This is a genomic window from Euryhalocaulis caribicus (assembly GCF_000412185.1).
Lineage (GTDB): Bacteria > Pseudomonadota > Alphaproteobacteria > Caulobacterales > Maricaulaceae > Euryhalocaulis > Euryhalocaulis caribicus.
The window spans coordinates 134,524-152,688 of the sequence record NZ_ASJA01000001.1 but is presented as its reverse complement, the minus strand read 5'-3'; the positions used below and the strand labels follow the sequence as shown (position 1 = coordinate 152,688).

Sequence of the window (18,165 nt, the reverse complement as noted above, 5' to 3'; positions counted from 1 at the left end):
CGGCGGCGCGGCCCGCCGGTATCTATCCCGCCTTGGCCAGCGGGGACGCCCCGTTCGTGACCTTGCCCAGCGTGGCGAACAGTTTCTCCGGCTCGATCGGCTTGGTCAGATAGGCGTTGGCGCCCGCCTCCATGCCCGCGCGCTGTTCCTCGGGCATGGCGGAGGCGGACAGCATGACAATCGGCGTGGCCGCGTTGCTGCCGCCGCCATTGCGGATTTCACGCGCCGCCTGCAGGCCGTCCATTACCGGCATGTGCACATCCATCAGGATCACGTCAAAGCGTTCGACGGAGGCCGCCTCCACCGCCTTTTCGCCGTTCTGGGCGATGGACAGCGTATGATTGGCGCCTTTGAGGAAAGCCTCGATCACTTGCTGGTTCACCGGGTTGTCCTCGGCCACCAGAACGGAGAGGGAGGCGTCGGAATCCGTCACCGCCGTCGCGCAGGCGCCCGCGGCCCGGGTTTCGCCGTCCCATTCCACGACCGCGGAAACGATGCTGAGGGTAAAGGTCGCGCCCTCGCCCGGCGTCGATTCCACGTCGATCTCGCCATTCATCAGGCGCGCCAGACGGCGGCAAATAGTCAGGCCCAGCCCCGTGCCGCCAAAGCGGCGGGTGATGGAGTCATCGGCCTGGGTGAAGGGCTGGAACAGGCGCTGCTGCACGTCGGTGGTAATGCCCGGCCCGCTATCGGATATGGCCAGGCTGACTTTGGCCTTGCCGCCGTCCAGCGCCTCCGCACCAGCCCGGATAACCACGCCGCCGCTTTCGGTAAACTTGATGGCGTTGGACAGCAGATTATTGAGAACCTGATTGATGCGCGTCGGATCGCCGACAATGCGGGTTGGCAGTTCTCCCGCCTCGAGGGTCAGAGTCAGCGCCTTCTCTTCGGCCATCGGCCGCCACATCTCGCACGCGCCGGCCAGAAGCTCCGGCAGGTCGATCTCGATCGATTCCAGCGTCATGCCTTCCGCTTCGATCTTCGACAGGTCCAGCACGTCGTTCAGGATGCCCAGAAGCGAAGACCCGGAGGACTTCAGCATTTTCACAAGCTTGTGTTGGGAGTCGTCCAGTTCGCTGGCTTCCAGCAATTGCGCGCCGCCCAGAACGCCGTTCAGCGGAGTGCGGATTTCATGGCTGACCATGGCCAGGAAGGACGACTTCGCGCGGTTCGCCGACTCCGCGGCGTCGCGCGCCTTGCGCAACTCGCCGATCAGCCGGTCCTGTTCAAGCTGCGACTCGATGATCCGGCGATGAGAGAGATGCAGATGGAAGATTGTATGACCGATGGTCAGCGCCAGCGCCGCCAGCGCGGCGAAATACAACACCATCTCCATGCCGCGGAACGTCAGAAGCCCCAGGACCACGGCTGACAGAGCGTAAGGGCTGGACACCCAGATGGCGCGTTTTGGCGATCCGCGAAACTGCGTGATGACCAGGAAGAAACCGGCGGCGACCAGAGCCAGGGCTGCGGGCTTTCCCGCGGGATGGCCCGACAACCAGACCATGATGGGCGATATCGCCCAGACCGCGCTCGTCGCGGCGGCGATGGCGGTGTACCATTCGCCGAATACGCCCTGCGTGTTTCGCCCGTCCTTTCGCCGGCCTATGCCTTTTTCGACATGGCCGCGAAACAGGCCGAACAGGATGGTGAAAACAAACCAGACCAGCGCAGGGAGCCAGCCGGCGGCCGCCGCAACGGGCAAGGCCCATGCGGTGATATAGACATATCGGAGATGCTGGCTTTGCAGAGTCGTCGAAATCGACCACTGCTTCGCCGCCCGATCTGCCTCGACCAGAGTCCGTTTAAGCACCATTTTCCTCTCCCAAACCGCGCGGGAGAATGACGGGCGCGCGTAAACATATGCTTGATGACCGGCCTGAATTCCGGGGTTTTTCTAAAATTTGACAAAAAAATTACAATCGCGGGGTGGCACAGACGTATTCCTGCGCCGCCTTAAAGGCTTTTTCAAAACGGCACGATGAGAAATTGCTGTTCCCGCAACTGCTTTTCCCGGTCGCGGTAATCGGGGGTCAGTCCCGCCACCACGCGCCAGAACGCCGCAGAGTGATTGGACTCGACCAGATGCGCCGCCTCATGCGCGCAGACATAGTCTATCAGGCGTTCTTCCGCCCCGATCAGCCGCCAGTTCATGCGGATCACGCCGCTGGAATCGCAACTGCCCCAGCGTCGCTCCTGCTGCCGGACGATGAGCTTGGGCGCGGGCTTTCCAAGAGCGCGGGCGTGCCCGGCCAGAAGCGGCGCATAGACCTGTTCGGCCTGGCGTTTGTACCAACGCGTCAGGGCGCGTTTGACCGTCGCGGCGCGCAATTCGCCGGCCAGATCCGGATCGACGCGGACGGTCAGCACATCGCCGTCGCGCTCCACCTGCGTGCGCACGCCCTTGTCCAGATCAATCACGCGCAGGCCCAGCTCCCGCCCCAGAAAGGGCAGGGCGTCGCCAGTCGCGAAGGCTGGTGCGGGGCGCTGCGGACGCGCCCGCCAGGCGGTCAGCTTTTCTGTGATCCAGCTTTCCCGCTGGCGCAGGGCGCGTTCGATCCGTCCGACCCTGACATGGTCCGGCGCGCGGACGGACAGGCCATGCTGGTCAATCTGGAACCCTATGGTCCGCCGCCGCGCGCTGCGCTTCAGCGTATAGGGCAATTCCCGGCCGTTCAGGACTATGGTTCGCGACTCGCTCACGCGGAAAGCCTAGCCCGAAAGTCAGGCGTTCAGCAGGCCCGCGCAGATCGCCTCCAGTCCGGCGCGGTCTTCCGCGTCAAAGGCGTCTGGGTCCGTGGAATCGACATCCAGCACCGCGGCCACGCGTCCTCCAGCGTCCATGACGGGGGTGACGATCTCCGACCGCGTGCGGGAGTCGCAGGCGATATGGCCCGGAAAGGCCTCGACATCGGCGACAATCACCGTCTCGCGCCGCTCCGCCGCCGTTCCGCACACGCCTTTGCCGACCGGAATGCGCAGGCAGCCCAGCGTGCCCTGATAGGGACCGACCACCAGCTGCGCAGGATCCTCCGGATCGACGACGTAAAACCCGGTCCAGTAATAGTGATCGAACGCCTCGCTCAGCAGGCAGGCGGCGGTCGTGTAGCGCGCCGTCTGGTTGCGCTCGCCCTCCAGAACCGCATCGATTTCGCGTTTCAGGCGGGCATAGGTTTCGGTTTTCGTTTCGGCGGGCATCAGCGACCTCTTCTTGAATTCCAGAGGCATATAGGCGCCGATCGCCGGGATAAAAACGGCCCGCCGCACGTTAGGGCTTCCTGGCAAGCGCCCAATCAAGGAGACTATCCATTGGAGCTGGTTGAAATTGCACGCTGGCTGGCGACCGGCACGGGGATTTGCGCGGCCATCGCCGTGGCCATGAAGCTGGGTCCGAAGATAACCGGAATCGGCTTTCTGGTTTTCCTGGTCTCTTCGGTCAGCTGGATGGTGGCGGGTTATCTGGACGACATGCCGCCGCTGATCCTGCAGAACGCCGTGCTGACGGTTATCAATATCATTGGCGTTTACCGCTGGCTGATCGTGAAGTCCTGAACACAAAAACGTCATTCGCGGCGCGGTTAATTCCGCTTGCCGCAATCCACCCCTCGCTTATAACCGGAGCGGAGGGTAAGGAGCCTCGCGACATGTCCCCCATCACCATGCCCTGTCCGCAATGCAATGGCGCCGGCGCAAGCGCGGATCTTGATTGCAAGGATTGCGACGGCGTTGGCTTCCTGAACATCAAGCCCGAAGCGGTTCGCATGGTCACGCAGGGCCGCACGCCCTCCGCGGCCAAACCGGCCAAAATCTAGCCCGCTTCCTTCAGCCAGCCGCGCAAATCGGATTTTTCATCCCCCGCCAGCGCCGGCGGCGGCGTGAGGCCCTTGGTCAGCATCATGCGCGCGGCCATGTGATCGGCCGGCTGGTTCACCGAATCCACGGCGATCAGAGCGTCATCCCGGTAATAGAAAATGGAAAAAGCGTCGGCCTCCGGGTCGCCGCGCTCGACAGCGCGGTCGAAGCCGGCCGGTATTCCGGCCGTCTGTAGCCGCACGTCGAACTGGATGGTCCAGAACCACGGAATATCGGCATAGGGCGCGCCCTTGCCGCAGATCGTCCGGGCCACGGCGCGGCCCTGATCGGCGGCGTTCTGCACGGATTCCAGCCGCGCATCGCACCCGGCCGCGCGGCAGGGGAATTTCGCGCAATCGCCAATGGCGAAGATCGCCCGGTCTCCGGTCTGCAGCATGGCGTCCACCACGATGCCGTCATCGACCGCCAGCCCCGCTTCCTCCGCCAGGTCCGTGTTCGGCGTCACGCCAATACCGATGATGATCAGGTCCGCCTCGCGCGTGCGGCCATCCGCCAGTTCCATTCCGCGGGCCTTGCCGCCCTCGCCCGTGATCCGCGTGACCGTGGTTCCCAGATTCATCACCACGCCGCGATTCATGTGCAGGCGTTCGAAATAGTTTGAGATTTCGGGCGGGGCGACGCGGGACAGGACCCGGTCCTCCGCCTCGATCACCGTCACGGGCAGCCCGGCCTTGCAGGCCGCCGCCGCGACCTCAAGCCCGATATAGCCGCCGCCAATCACCGCGCAGGAGGAGGCGCGCTCGAACCGGTCCTTCAGGTCCCGGGCGTCGTCCAGTCCGCGCAGGCTGACCACCCCGTCCAGATCCGCGCCCTCCACGGGCAGGGTGCGGACGCGCGCGCCGGTCGCCAGAACCAGATGGTCGTAGGGCAATGTCCGCCCGTCGCTGAGCGCGACGGTCTTTTCCGCGCGAACAATCCGCTGCGCCCGGACGCCGGTGATGATGTCTATGTTCTGCTGCTCATAGAAGGCGGCGGGTCGGAACCACAGGCTTTCGTCATCCTTGGCGCCGGAGAGATATTCCTTGGAAAGCGGCGGCCGCTGATAGGGCAGATACGGCTCGTCCCCCACCAGCGTGACGGCGCCCTCATAACCGTCCGCGCGCAGGCTGGCCGCGCATTGATAGCCGCCCTGCCCGCCGCCAATAATCACCACGCCGCCCATGCGATATTCCCGTCCGCGTTGCCGATCCGAATGCCATGGTCCTAGATCAGCGCGCGAACGGCGCCAAGCGCGCGGGACCGGAGCGGCAATTCGCTCAGTTCCCGTTCATTTCTCGCCTGTTCTACTGTTATTACGGCGACGGAATGGCCCGCCATGCCCGTTAGACGCATTCGAAACGCTTTGGGAAACGGTTACGCTTGATGTCGAACACGAACTCCAGACGGCGCGCGCGCCGCATTCGCCGCTGGGCCCTGATTTCCGGCGCCGTTGTTATCGCGGCCGCCGCGGTATGGTGGTTCTGGCTGCGCGGGGGCGAGGAAGCGCCGGAGTACCGCACCGCGGACGTCACGCGCGGCGACATGGAATCGTCGATCTCCGCGCTCGGCTCCATTCAGCCGAAATTCTATGTCGATGTCGGCGCGCAGGTGTCCGGCCAGCTGGAAAACCTGGCCGTCGAGGCCGGGGATTCAGTGACGAAGGGTGATCTGCTGGCCGAGATCGACCCGACCGTTCTGGAGTCCCGCGTCGACGCCAGCGAGGCGCAGCTGAGGCAGTTGCGCGCCTCCTACGAGGAACAACAGGCCCAGCTCCAACTGGCGCGGTCCGAGGAAGCGCGCGCGCAATCGCTGTTCGAGGCCAACGCCATCAGCGGACAGGAGCTGGATTCAACCGCCGCCGCGCTGAAAGTCGCGCAGGCCAAGCTGGTCCAGCTGGCCGCCCAGATCGACGGCGTGGAATCCACCCTGCAGGGTGATCGCGCCAATCTGGACTACACGCGCATCTACGCCCCGATGGACGGCACGGTGGTGTCCCTGACGGCGCTGGAAGGCCAGACGCTGAACGCCAACCAGACCACGCCGACCATCCTGCGCATCGCGGACCTGTCCGTGATGACGGTCGAGGCGGATGTCTCAGAGGCCGATGTCAGCCGCGTGCGCGCCGGCATGCCCGCCTATTTCAACACGCTGGGCGAGCCGGACCGGCGGTGGGAGGCGACGGTGCGTCAGGTCCTGCCGCAGCCGGAAATCGTCAATGACGTGGTGCTCTACAAGGCGCTGATGGATGTCGCCAATGAAGGCCAGGCCCTGCTGCCGGACATGAGCGCGCAGGTCTTCTTCCTGCTGGGCGAGGCCAGTGACGTGTTGAAAGTCCCCGCCATGGCGGTGCGCGATGCGCCCGCCCGCGGCGAAGGCGCGGCGGCGGCGCGCGGCGGCGATGATCAGGGAAGCGGCGGCGCAGCGCGCAAGATGGTCATGGTGATGACCGATGACGGCCCCCGGCCCCGCCCCGTTCAGGTGGGCCTGAGCACCCGCACGGAGACGGAAATCGTATCCGGCCTGACAGAGGGCGAGCAGGTGGTCATCGGCGGCGCCATGCCGGCGCGGCCCGAGGGAGGGCCGCCGGGCGGCGGGCGGCGGTTCGGCCGGTGAGCGCGCCCCTCATCGAAATCACGGATGTCTCCCGCGTTTATAATGCGGGAGAGAACGAGGTCCGCGCGCTGGACGGCGTCTCCCTGACCATACGGGAGGGCGAGTTCGTCGCCATCATGGGCCAGTCCGGCTCCGGCAAGTCGACCCTGATGAATCTTCTGGGCTGTCTGGACCGGCCCACCGCCGGCCAGTACCGGGTGCGCGGCCTGGACGTATCGGACATGGACGCGGACGAACTGGCCGCGCTGCGCCGCGACACGTTCGGCTTTGTCTTCCAGCGCTACAATCTTCTGACCACGGTCAGCGCGCTGGAGAACGTGGAAATTCCCGCCGTCTATGCGGGCCGCAAATATGAGGAGCGCGAGGAGCGAGCGCTGGACCTGCTCTCGGACCTCGGCCTCGAAGACCGCGTGCACCACCGCCCGTCGGAGCTATCGGGCGGCCAGCAGCAGCGGGTTTCGGTCGCCCGCGCCCTGATGAACGACCCGGAAGTCATTCTTGCCGACGAGCCGACCGGCGCGCTGGACAGCCGCTCCAGCGGCGATCTTCTGAGCCTGCTGGAAGATCTGCACGGCCAGGGCCGCACCGTCATCCTGATCACCCACGACCCGGAAGTCGCCGCCCGCGCCCACCGCCAGATCGAAATCCATGACGGCCATATCGTCTCCGACACCGGGGCGGCGGACGCGCCCTCCGCCCCGGTCGGCGGCGATGTCGCGCTCAGCCGCGGCTCGACGCCGCTGGCCCAGGTTGGCGAAGCCGTGAAGATGGCGTTCCGTTCGCTGCGCGTGAACCTGTTCCGCACGGCCCTGACCCTGCTGGGAGTGGTGATCGGCGTGGCGGCGGTTGTGGCGATGCTGGCGATTGGCGAAGGCAGCCGTCAGGACGTGCTGGCGCGGTTCGAGACCCTTGGCCCCGACCTTCTCTTCGTTCGTCCCGGCGCGCCCAATACGCGCGGACGCGGCAGCGATATCGCCACCCTGACGATTGAAGACGCCGGAGCGCTGACCGAAATCGGCAACATTGCCTACGCGGTGCCGGAGCGGAACAGCCGCGCCACGCTGCGCGCCGGCGCCACCGACTACCAGACCAGCATTCTGGGGACGAGCGCCGACTATGACGAGGCGCGCAACTGGCCAGTGGCGAACGGCGCCTTCTTCACCGACGACGATGTCAGCCGCTACGCCTCGGTCGCGGTGGTCGGCTCCACGGTGGCCGAAACGCTCTATCCCGATGAAAACCCGATCGGAAAATTCGTGCTGGTCGGCGGCGCGCCGTTCGAGATTACAGGCGTTCTGGAAGCCCGCGGCGCCAGCAGTTTCGGCTCCGATCAGGACGACATCGCGATTATTCCCATAACCACAGGCTTCATGCGCCTGTTCGGTCAGCAATTCCTGAACGGGATCACGCTGCAGGTCGCCGACACCTCCGCCATCAGCGAGACGGAGGAAGCGGCCCGGCAAATGCTGATCCAGCGCCACGGGCAGGAGGATTTCCGCTTCTTCAACGCCGGCGCGCTGATCACCTCGATCGAGGATTCGCAAGCCAGCTTCACCATGCTTCTGGGCTCGGTCGCCGCCATTTCGCTGCTGGTCGGGGGCATTGGCGTGATGAATATCATGCTGGTCAGCGTGTCCGAGCGAACGCGCGAAATCGGCATCCGCATGGCGACCGGCGCGCGCATGTCCGACATTATGATCCAGTTCAACACCGAGGCCCTTGTCGTGGGCGCCCTGGGGGGCGTAATCGGGGTCGGAATCGGAATTTGTGTCGCAATTGCGTTAAACGGGGCTGGCATTACGACGGTTCTGACCCTACCTCCCGCCCTGTTGGCGTTTTCCAGCGCGCTGATTACTGGTCTGATTTTCGGTTATCTGCCGGCTCGCAAGGCGGCCCGCCTCGATCCGGTCATAGCTCTCGCCTCGGAGTAGCATTCATGTTTTCCAAAGCCGTCCCTCTGGTTCTTGCCGCCGCGTTCAGCGTGTCGGCCTGCACGACTTTCCAGCCCGTCGACACCGACGAGGTTAATATTCCCGCCGATTACAAATACGCGGCGGACGTCGAGGCGGCCAAGCCCGATCCGGCCTGGTGGACCGGCTTTGGCGAACCCTCCCTGAATGGCCTTGTCAGCGAGGCGATGAACTCCAACGAGTCGATCGAGGCCAGCCTGCAACGGGTGGAGCAGGCGCGCGGCGCGCTGCAAATCGCGCGGGCGCCGCTGCTGCCCTCGATCAACGGGTCCGTGAATGCCAGCCTGCGTGATGGCTCGGGCTCGGGCGTCTCCAGCTTCCAGCCCAGCGAAAGCGTCTCCGCCGGCGTCTCCGCGTCCTATGAGCTGGACCTGTTCGGCCGCAACCGCGCCCAGGCGCGCTCCGCCGAGTCGCAGCTTGCCGCCACCATCTTCAACCAGCAGGCGCTGGCCCTGACGGTGCAGTCCGATGTCGCCGCGTCCTATTTCACCCTGCTGGCGCTGCGCGACCGGATCGAAGTGGCGCAGGCCAATATCGACGCGACCGAGCGGATACTGGAGCTGGTCGAGACGCAATATGACGCCGGCGCGGTGTCCGGCTTCGACCTGGCGCGTCAGCGCAGCGCCGTGGCTTCCGCCCGCGCCCGTCTGCGCCCGCTGGTCCAGTCCGCCCGCCAGACCGAGCACGCGCTCGCCGTGCTGCTGGGCGAAACGCCGGAAGCGTTTGCCGCGCCGCAGGGCGATCTGACCGCCATCACCACCCCGGCCATCGAAACGGGCCTGCCGTCCGACCTGCTGCTGCGCCGGCCGGACCTTCTGGCGGCCGAAGCCCAGCTGGCCGCCGCGGAAGCCAATATCGACGCGGCCCGCGCCGCGTTCTTCCCGACCATTGATCTGGGCGCCAGCCTGACCGCCCAGGACCTGACCAATTCCTCCGACCTGGTCAGCCAGCTGACCGCGGGACTCCTGCAGCCGATCTTTGCCGCCGGCCGTCTTGAGGGCGGCCTGCAACAGGTTCGCGCGCAATATCTGGAACTGGCGGCGAATTATCGCCAGACCATCCTGAACTCCCTGCGCGACGTGGAAGATTCCCTCGTCTCGCTGGAGGCGGCGGAACGGCAGGAAGAGGATCTGCGCCAGGCGGCCGAGGAAGCCGGACGCGCGTTCGAGATCGCCGAGGTTCGCTATCAGGCGGGCGCGGACGATCTGATCTCCGTCCTCGACGCGCAGCAGAACCTGCTGACGGCTCAGGACAGTCTCGTCCAGGCGCGCCAGCAACGCCTGACAGCGTCCGTCAGTCTTTACCGGGCGCTGGGCGGCGGATGGTAGTCCGAAGCCAGAATAACGTGGATAACCTCTAAATTGTCGCGAAACCGCGATTGATTTTCCCCTGAAAGTTGATCTTAACTGATCGTTAACTCTAGCAGACGGTGAAGAATTCACGTCCCGCTCAGAGTTGATCCCGCCTTGCCCGCCCTGAAAGCCGGCGATGCGCGGGGGCCGCCAGGGGGAAGTGTGACTGACAGCGATTATCCCGACACGGATCCGGCGTGGCGCAACGCCGCCGCGATCTTTGCCGTACTTCTCATCGTGACCCTGCTGGCCGCGGCGGCTTACTGGATGATGCACGGACGGGACCGGCTCTGGCCGCGGCCGTCCGATCCGCCGCTGGACGCGGCGCTGGGCTGTTCCCTGTCACAGGCCGAGTGCCGCCTGCAAACCGCCCGCAACGCCATGGGCGGCGACCTGACGGCGACGCTGCGGCTGGTCGATTACTACACGGGCAACGCGCCCGGCGGCGCCGATACGCGCGATTTGACCGAGGCTTATGTCTGGGCGGGCATCGGGAAATGCTCCGTGACCGTCGGCGAGCTGGATTTCGAGCACCGCTTCCAGCGCGACCGCGCCGCCACCTATCTGGACGCCATCACGCCGCAGCTTTCCTCCAGCCAGCTGGACGCCGCGCGCCACAGGCTGACCGATCAGTTCAAAGGGCTGGGGGTTTCCGGCTATATCATCGTCGGCGACATGCACATGGCCGGCTGCGCGCTGGAGCGCGACCTTGTCCGCGCGGGCGCCTATTTCATCGCGGCCGCCGAATTTGACGGGTTCGGGTCCGATATCGCGGAGGCGCGGTGGCAGGAACTCTATCCCCGTCTCTCCTCCCGCGAGGCGGCGCTGGCGCGGCAATACGCCCAGCAGCTTTCGATTTCCCGGCGCGGCGGCTCCCTGCCCATTCTGGAGGCGGCGCTGCGCGCCGACGAAATTGACGTCGATGACCTGCAGATCGCCCTGATCGATCTGGGCCATCTGCGCGGGACCGTGGACGGGAAAATCGGGCCGCAGACCCGCGCCGCCGTGCGCAGCTTCCAGGAATGCGAAGGTCTGGCCGGCAATGGCGAGCTGTCGCCCGATCTGCGGGTGCGCATCATCCAGACCGCCGCCCATGGCAGCCTGGCCGATGACGATTTCCTGCCGCGCGGGGCCGCCAGTTGCCATCTCAGCCGCGGCAGTCCGCATTCCTCCCTGGTGCTGGGCATGATGTACATGTCGGGCGTGGGCGTTGCGCCGGACCTGAACCGGGCGGAGAACTATCTGCGCGCCGCCGCGCGGCAGGCCGGGCCGGAAGTGGACCGCCGTTTCAAGGTTTCCGGGCGCGCCAATCTGGGCCTCGCCCTGCTCACCTACAAATACAAGCTGCCGGAGGCGGCGACCGAGCCACAGCAACAGGCCCTGCTGGCCGAGACCTGCGAATATTTCAAGCGCGCCGACTCCTATCCGGGCGAACCGCTCGCCCATCTGCGGGAGGATATCGCCCGGCTCCGGACCGCGCTCGACCCCTATATGAGTTCTGGTGACTGCAGAGGTCCGATCCGCCGATGACCCGCCCAATCTTCGCCCTTGCCGCGCCGCTGGCCGCTCTGGCCGCGCTCGCCGCCGCGCCCGCTCCCGCCGCCGCGCAGGACCGGCTGGACTATTACGCCGTGCCGGACGCCAAGTGCACGGGCGAGCATCGCTACGGCAAATATTACGAGCATTGCGCCTATGACGCGGCGCTGGACCGCGACCGCTACGGCTATGGCGAGCCGCGCCGGAAAAAGCCGCACGGCCATGGTCACCGGCCGCCGCCCGCCCCGGTCGTGATCTCCGACCCCAACCATGTTCTGGTCGAACCCGGCGGAACCCAGAGCATCGGCGCGTTCGGCGATCTTCAGGCCGCCATCGCCTACGCCATTGATGGCGGGCGCATCGTGGTCAAGCCGGGTACATATTATCTCGACCAGCCTCTGGATATCGACAAATCACTGACCATTGAGGGTCTGGGCCCCTACGGCTCCATCATTATCCAGCCGCGCGGCGCGGCGTGTCTGGCCTTCAATCCGCCGACCCGCACCAATGCCCCGGCGCTGTTCATCTCCAATGTCCGTTTTGCCCCGCGCGGCGGCGCCGAAAGGCCCCGGGGGCAGCCTGTGCAGCCGGTTCTGGCCGGCGGCCCGTCGGGTTTTGTTTCCGGCGGATTGATTACGCCCTCGTCCGAGAGCGCGCCCGGAACCTCGACCAGCCCGTGCATCGAAATCCGTCAGGGCTTCGTGCGACTGGAAAATGTGGAGATGGATCTGCGCACCTCTCATGGCGGCGGTGTGCGCCTGATCGAAGGCGATCTGGAAGTTTCCGGCGCCGTGCTGGTCGGTCCGGCGGAGACGGGCTACGCCTATCCGGAGACCCTGCCCGTCCGCCCGTCAGAAATTATTGAACGCTCGCCCTGCGACTGGGGCGGATATGGCGTCTGCGTCGCGGGCGGCGACGCCAGCGTGAAGGAAAGCGAGATCGCCGGCTTCCCGGTCGGCCTGCGCGCCAAGTCCAATACGGTGGTCGAGGAAACGCTGTTTCAGCGCAACGGCGTCGGTCTGGACATCGCACAGACCGGCGACCGCTTCGCCGCCTCCCCCGGGGTGGTGCTGCTGGACAGCACGCTGCAGCTCAATGATGTCGGCCTGCTGCTGCGCTCCAGCTATCCCGGCGATATCCGCGCCTCCAGCTATGTGATCACCAATAACCGGGTGGCGGGCCTTTATGTCGGCGCGCCGCCGTCCGGCCGGTGCGAATTCTCATCCAGCGCCCGCATCACCTATAATGGCCGCCGTCCGGCCCTGTTATGGAGCGAAGGCGAACTGGCCGGCTGGGCGCGCAATCAGGACCGCTCCTACGCCGCGCCCTACGGCTCCGACAATATCTGGACGACCCGCGGCGCGGCCTATGATTGCCGCATCCCGGTGTACTAGACGCAGACAAACCGCCCGCCGCCCCTTTATTTTCTCCTTGTTGCGAGCCATTTGCATCACGCAACGCAATTCGAGGAGAAAAGAGGGCATGCCGAACACCGCCGTAGCGACGCCTGAACAGGGCCAGGAACTGGCCCCCTGCCGCGCTTCCGACGAGACGCTGGAGCTGTTGCTGACCCGCCGCTCGACCGTCGCCGGGTCAATGAGCGAGCCGGGACCGGACGCCGGCCAGCTGCGCACGATCCTCACCGCCGCCGCCCGCGTGCCCGACCACCGCAAACTGGCGCCGTTCCGCTTCATCGTCCTGCAGGGCGAGGCCCGCGCGAAAGCCGGCGAGGCGCTGGCCGGGGCCAGCCGCGCCGACCATCCCGATTTCCCGCAGGAACGTATCGATTTCGAAGGCGCGCGCTTCACCCGCGCCCCGGTCGTGGTCGCGGTCGTTTCCTCTGTAAAGGATGACGGCAAGACCCCGGAATGGGAGCAGGTTCTGTGTTCCGGCGCGGTCTGCCAGAACATGATCATCGCGGCGTCGGCAAGCGGCTTCGCCGCGCAATGGCTGACCGAATGGTACGCCTTCGACCGCCGCGTTCTGGACGCGCTGGGCCTGACGCAGGACGAACGCATCGCCGGTTTCGTCTATATGGGCACGGCCACCGAAACACCGCTTGAGCGTCCCCGCCCGGACCTCGACGCCCTGATCACCGAATTCCGAGCCTAGTGCGCGACGCCGTCGGACCGGAAAACGGCCGCGGCGGTCATCAGCAATATTTTCATATCGAAGACGAAGCTGCGCCGGGCCAGATAATCCCGGTCCAGCGCCACTTTTTCCTCAATCGATAACCCGTCGCGCCCCTTTACCTGTGCCCAGCCGGTCAGGCCGGGGCGCAGCCGGTCCACGCCCGCCTCCGCGCGCAAGGCAATCAGGTCCTGCTGGTTATGAAGGGCCGGGCGCGGCCCCACGAAGCTCATCGCGCCGATCAGGATCGGCCAGAGCTGGGGCAATTCATCCAGGCTGGTCTTGCGCAGCACCCGCCCCGCCGGCGTCACCCATTGCGCCGGGTTCTCCAGCAAATGCGTGGCGACGTCCGGCGTGTCGATCCGCATGGTGCGGAATTTCGGCATGGCGAACAGCGCGCCGTTCCGTCCCGCCCGGCGCGACCAGTGAATGGCCGGCCCCGGCGTTTCCAGCCGCACGATCACGGCAATCACCGCCAGAACCGGCGCCAGCACGATCAGGGCGCAGGCCGCCGCGGCGATATCGAAAGCGCGTTTCATGGGCCGCGCCGCTAGCGCGCCTGACCGCTCAGCAGCGCGTCGAAATAGGCGATGGTCTGAACCAGCCCTTCGCGCAGCTCCACCGAGGGACGCCAGCCCAGAACGCTTTCGGCCTGTGAAATATCGGGACGGCGCTGGCGCGGATCGTCCTCCGGCATCGGCCGGTGCTCCAGCTGCGACTTCGATCCGGTCATCTCGATAATCTGTTCGGCCAGCGTTCGCACGGACACTTCATGCGGATTGCCCAGATTGAACGGGCCGGTCACGGCTTCGTCCGTCTCCATCAGGCCCGTCAGGCCCGCGATCAGGTCGTCGACATAGCAGAAGGAGCGCGTCTGCTCCCCGTCGCCAAACAAGGTGATCGGCGCGTCGTTCAGCGCCTGCACGATGAAATTGGAGACCACCCGTCCGTCATTGGGGTGCATGCGCGGCCCGTAAGTGTTGAATATCCGCGCCACCTTGATCGGCAGGCCGTGCTGACGGCGATAGTCGAAGAACAGCGTCTCCGCGCAGCGCTTGCCCTCGTCATAGCAGGACCGGATCCCGATCGGGTTCACATGGCCCCAGTAATCCTCGGTCTGGGGATGCACTTCCGGATCGCCATAGACCTCGCTGGTCGAGGCCTGGAGGATTTTCGCGTTGGTCCGCTTGGCCAGCCCCAGCATGTTGATGGCGCCGTGCACGCTGGTCTTCGTCGTCTGGACAGGGTCGTGCTGGTAGTGAACGGGCGAGGCCGGGCAGGCCAGATTGAAAATCTCGTCCACCTCCACATAGAGCGGAAACGTCACGTCGTGGCGCATCAGCTCGAAGCGCGGATTGTCCAGAAGGTGCTCGATATTAGCGCGCGCGCCGGTGAAGAAATTATCGGCGCAGATCACCTCCGCCCCGGCCTCCAGCAGCCGCTCGCACAGATGCGATCCCAGAAAGCCCGCTCCGCCTGTAACCAGAACGCGCCGCCGCGTGTGAAATGACCGATCCATGGTGCGTGGCTACGCCTCTATGTTGTTGAATCTTCTTATTTGCGGGTATAGGCCAGTCGCCGCGAACGCCGAATCCAGCTCAAAACCCTCAACCGGGGTGTTAAAGCAGAGCGAGCACGCCTCTGAAAGCGCTTGATGTTTTTAGTGATTTGGTTTGAACCCTGGCCCCGCTTGCGCTTTTATAAGCGCGGGGCATCTGTCGTGGGGGCGATCGGAGCATGATAGACAAATTGATCGGCGCACGCCGCCATTTGAAGATTGGCTTCGAATCTCTGGCGGCCTTTGGCGCCTTGTTTGTCGCTCACGCCCTTATCCAGCCTGATCTTGTTCTGGGCCTCGGCGCGACCGTCGAGAATATCTATCCCTTCGACCTGATCTTCTTCGCCGCCGTCTCCGCTGTCTTTGCGCTGCTGCTGCAGACGCACCGCATCGTCTGGCGGTTTATTTCCATCGTCGATTTCGGACAGGTGTTCCTGTCGGTGATCCTCAGCTGCCTGGCGCTGGTCGCCTTTTTCGCGGCGGCGCTTTCGGATTTCCCCTACCGCATGACGCTGCTGGCCTGCGCGCTCTACATGATCGTGTCTATCGGCGCGCGGCTGGTCTCCCGGTTGATGCGGCAGGACAGCTTCTCCTTCTCCCATCTGCGGCGCGACGAGGACGATCCCCGCGACCGGATGCTGATCATGGCCAGCGTGGCCGAGGCCGAGCCTTTCCTGCGCCAGATGCGCTATGGCCCGCGCGGCAATCGCCGCGTCGTCGGTCTGGCGACGCACGATTACCGCCATCTGGGCCAGCGCATTCACGGGATCGAGGTTGTCGGCTCTTCCGATGATCTGGAATCCGCCATCAAATCGCTGGACCGCCGGGGCGAGCGCCCCAGCATGCTGGTCATTTCCAGCATGGTTCGTGACACTGACGAGGTCCGCGGCCTGCTGAAGACCGCCAGCCAGTTGAAACTCACCCTCGCCCGCCTGCCGGAGATCGAGTCGATCAACGAGACCCAGCGCGTGCGGGTCAAGGAAGTCGCCCTGGAAGACCTGCTGGTGCGCCAGCCCGTCTCCATCGATTTCGACTCCGTGCGCGATCTGGTGAAGGGCAAGCGGGTGCTGGTCACCGGCGCCGGCGGCTCCATCGGCGCGGAAATCTGCCGCCAGGTCGCCGCGCTCGGCTGCGGCCAGCTGGTGCTGCTGGATCATTCCGAATACGCGCTGCACAACATCCTGCAGTCGATCCGCGAGGATTATCCCGGCATCGACAGCCTGGACGTGCTCTGCGACATCCGCGATCTCGGCTATCTGCATGACCAGTTCGCGGCCATCCAGCCAGACATCGTGTTCCACGCCGCCGCCCTGAAACACGTCCCCATCGTTGAGCGCCACCCGCTGGAGGGCGTGCGCACCAATCTGTTCGGCACCCGCAACGTGGCGCAGGCCTCCATATCGGTCGGCGCCGAACACATGGTGCTGATCTCCACCGACAAGGCGGTTCAGCCCGAAAGCGTGCTGGGCTCCACCAAGCGTCTGGCAGAGCTATATGTGAAGCACCTGGCCGGCTCCTCAATGGCGCGGAAGACTTGTTTCACCACCGTGCGCTTCGGCAATGTTCTGGGCTCCACCGGCTCGGTCGTGCCCCACTTCAACCGCCAGATAGAGATGGGCGGGCCGGTCACCGTCACCCACCCGGAGATGGAACGCTATTTCATGACCATTCATGAGGCGGTCCAGCTGGTCCTGCAATCGGCGACGCTCAATGCGGCGCGCGAGGCGGCGGACGGCATCTTCGTGCTGGAAATGGGCAAGCCGATCCGCATCATCGACCTCGCCAACCAGCTGATCCGCCTGCACGGCATGGAGCCGGGGCGCGATATCGAACTGAAAATCTCCGGCCTGCGCGAAGGCGAACGCCTGCGCGAGGCGCTCTACGCCCCCAGCGAAATGGTCGAGCCGTCCGGCGTCGAAGGCATTATCTGCGTGTCCGAAAACGGCTCCGCCCCGCGCGTGGACGACGCCGTGATCGACCGCCTGGAAGGCCTGATGGAGGGCGGCCCGGACACCACGCGGCTGTCCAGCCTTCTCAAGGACCTGATCATCACCCCGTCCGGCGGCAGCTATCACTAAGCTTCACGGCTGAGTGACCCCGCCGCCGCGAAGGCTTGAACCGCGGGCAACAGTCTTTAAGTCAGGACGAACGGTTTTCTGACAACGGATTCGCTACAACCATGTCCGACGCACGACACGCGAAAGTTCTCATCATCGGCTCCGGCGCCGCCGGCTACACCGCCGCCATCTATGCGGCGCGCGCCATGCTGGACCCGGTCATCATCACCGGCCTGCAGCCCGGCGGACAGCTGACCATCACCACGGACGTGGAGAACTATCCCGGCTTCGCCGACGTCATCCAGGGCCCCTGGCTGATGGAGCAGATGCGCGAACAGGCCGAACATGTCGGCACCGAAATGGTCAATGACACCGTGACCGAGGTGGACCTTCACAGCCATCCGTTCCGCGCAAAGACTGATAGCGGACAGGAATGGACCGCCGATTCCGTCATCATCGCCACCGGCGCCCAGGCGAAATGGCTGGGCCTGCCGTCAGAGGAACACTTCCAGGGCTTTGGCGTCTCCGCCTGCGCCACCTGCGACGGGTTTTTCTATCGCGGCAAGGAAGTCTTCGTGGTCGGCGGCGGCAACACCGCCGTCGAGGAAGCGCTGTTCCTGACCAATTTTGCCTCCAAGGTGACGCTGGTCCATCGCCGCGACTCCCTGCGCGCCGAGAAGATCCTGCAGGATCGCCTGTTCGACCACGAGAAGGTCGAGGTGATGTGGGACAGCGCGCTGGAGGAAGTCACCGGCGACGAGGATCCGCGCGGCGTCACCGGCGTGCGCATCAAGAACGTGAAGACCGGCGACATCACCGACCACGCGGCGGACGGCGTCTTCATCGCCATCGGCCACGCCCCGGCGACGGAGCTTTTCACCGGCAAGGTGGCGATGAAGGATAACGGCTACATCATCACTGCGCCGGACTCGACGGCCACCGATATCGCCGGCGTTTTCGCCGCGGGCGACGTGACGGACGAAACCTATCGCCAGGCCGTGACGGCCGCCGGCATGGGCTGCATGGCGGCGCTGGAAGCGGAGAAATTCATCCACACGCTGCGCGTCACCACCGCCGAAGCGGCGGAGTAAGCCGCC

General features: G+C 65.4%; 16 protein-coding genes. 10 read left to right on the top strand and 6 right to left on the bottom strand.

Annotated elements, in window-relative coordinates:
* Window positions 1-22: 22 nt before the first annotated feature.
* From L338_RS00770 to L338_RS00760, 3 genes are all read right to left on the bottom strand, one after another.
* On the bottom strand, window positions 23-1,816 hold the full coding sequence (locus tag L338_RS00770) for an ATP-binding protein (RefSeq protein WP_051122662.1): 1,794 nt from the start codon (window positions 1,814-1,816) through the stop codon (window positions 23-25).
* 152 nt (window positions 1,817-1,968) lie between these two features.
* A complete protein-coding gene (locus tag L338_RS00765; protein WP_022696446.1) occupies window positions 1,969-2,703 on the bottom strand; it encodes a M48 family metallopeptidase in 735 nt (244 codons plus the stop codon).
* A 21-nt stretch (window positions 2,704-2,724) separates the two neighbouring features.
* Window positions 2,725-3,198, bottom strand: a complete 474-nt coding sequence (locus tag L338_RS00760) for a GAF domain-containing protein (protein WP_033310248.1) — start codon at window positions 3,196-3,198, stop codon at window positions 2,725-2,727.
* A gap of 111 nt (window positions 3,199-3,309) precedes the next feature.
* Between L338_RS00760 and L338_RS00755 the strand changes: the two genes are divergently transcribed.
* Together L338_RS00755 and L338_RS17495 are read left to right on the top strand one after the other, a co-directional pair.
* A complete protein-coding gene (locus tag L338_RS00755) occupies window positions 3,310-3,552 on the top strand; it encodes a hypothetical protein (RefSeq protein WP_022696444.1) in 243 nt (80 codons plus the stop codon).
* 92 nt (window positions 3,553-3,644) lie between these two features.
* Window positions 3,645-3,812 (top strand): hypothetical protein, encoded by a 168-nt coding sequence (locus tag L338_RS17495; RefSeq protein ID WP_022696443.1) that lies wholly within the window; start codon window positions 3,645-3,647, stop codon window positions 3,810-3,812.
* Here L338_RS17495 and L338_RS00750 read toward each other — a convergent pair.
* Window positions 3,809-5,035, bottom strand: a complete 1,227-nt coding sequence (locus L338_RS00750) for an NAD(P)/FAD-dependent oxidoreductase (protein WP_022696442.1) — start codon at window positions 5,033-5,035, stop codon at window positions 3,809-3,811. The genes L338_RS17495 and L338_RS00750 overlap by 4 nt on opposite strands.
* A gap of 200 nt (window positions 5,036-5,235) precedes the next feature.
* Here L338_RS00750 and L338_RS00745 point away from each other — a divergent pair, with 200 nt between their 5' ends.
* The 6 genes from L338_RS00745 (at window position 5,236) to L338_RS00720 (ending at window position 13,435) form a co-directional block, all read left to right on the top strand.
* Window positions 5,236-6,465: an efflux RND transporter periplasmic adaptor subunit gene (locus tag L338_RS00745; RefSeq protein WP_022696440.1), complete on the top strand. Its 1,230-nt coding sequence runs from the start codon at window positions 5,236-5,238 to the stop codon at window positions 6,463-6,465.
* A complete protein-coding gene (locus tag L338_RS00740; RefSeq protein ID WP_022696439.1) occupies window positions 6,462-8,396 on the top strand; it encodes a MacB family efflux pump subunit in 1,935 nt (644 codons plus the stop codon). The genes L338_RS00745 and L338_RS00740 overlap by 4 nt, the downstream gene beginning before the upstream one ends.
* Before the next feature lie 5 nt (window positions 8,397-8,401).
* Window positions 8,402-9,763, top strand: coding sequence for an efflux transporter outer membrane subunit (locus tag L338_RS00735; RefSeq protein ID WP_022696438.1), 1,362 nt, complete (start codon window positions 8,402-8,404; stop codon window positions 9,761-9,763).
* A 186-nt stretch (window positions 9,764-9,949) separates the two neighbouring features.
* Window positions 9,950-11,317, top strand: a complete 1,368-nt coding sequence (locus L338_RS00730) for a peptidoglycan-binding protein (RefSeq protein WP_022696437.1) — start codon at window positions 9,950-9,952, stop codon at window positions 11,315-11,317.
* Window positions 11,314-12,717, top strand: a complete 1,404-nt coding sequence (locus tag L338_RS00725) for a hypothetical protein (RefSeq protein ID WP_022696436.1) — start codon at window positions 11,314-11,316, stop codon at window positions 12,715-12,717. Before L338_RS00730 ends, L338_RS00725 begins: the two co-directional genes overlap by 4 nt.
* An 88-nt stretch (window positions 12,718-12,805) precedes the next feature.
* Entirely contained in the window at window positions 12,806-13,435 is a 630-nt protein-coding gene (locus L338_RS00720) for a nitroreductase family protein (RefSeq protein WP_022696435.1), read from the top strand.
* Here the strand turns inward: L338_RS00720 and L338_RS00715 are convergent.
* Window positions 13,432-13,992, bottom strand: coding sequence for a sugar transferase (locus tag L338_RS00715; RefSeq protein ID WP_022696434.1), 561 nt, complete (start codon window positions 13,990-13,992; stop codon window positions 13,432-13,434). The two genes, L338_RS00720 and L338_RS00715, sit on opposite strands and share 4 nt — an antisense overlap.
* A gap of 11 nt (window positions 13,993-14,003) precedes the next feature.
* Window positions 14,004-14,972, bottom strand: coding sequence for a UDP-glucuronic acid decarboxylase family protein (locus tag L338_RS00710; RefSeq protein ID WP_022696433.1), 969 nt, complete (start codon window positions 14,970-14,972; stop codon window positions 14,004-14,006).
* Between the two features lie 218 nt (window positions 14,973-15,190).
* Between L338_RS00710 and L338_RS00705 the strand changes: the two genes are divergently transcribed.
* Window positions 15,191-17,089 carry a nucleoside-diphosphate sugar epimerase/dehydratase gene (locus tag L338_RS00705; RefSeq protein ID WP_022696432.1) on the top strand — a complete coding sequence of 633 codons (1,899 nt, stop codon included), beginning with the start codon at window positions 15,191-15,193 and terminating at the stop codon, window positions 17,087-17,089.
* A gap of 101 nt (window positions 17,090-17,190) precedes the next feature.
* A complete protein-coding gene (gene trxB / locus L338_RS00700; RefSeq protein ID WP_022696431.1) occupies window positions 17,191-18,159 on the top strand; it encodes a thioredoxin-disulfide reductase in 969 nt (322 codons plus the stop codon).
* Window positions 18,160-18,165: the final 6 nt, after the last annotated feature.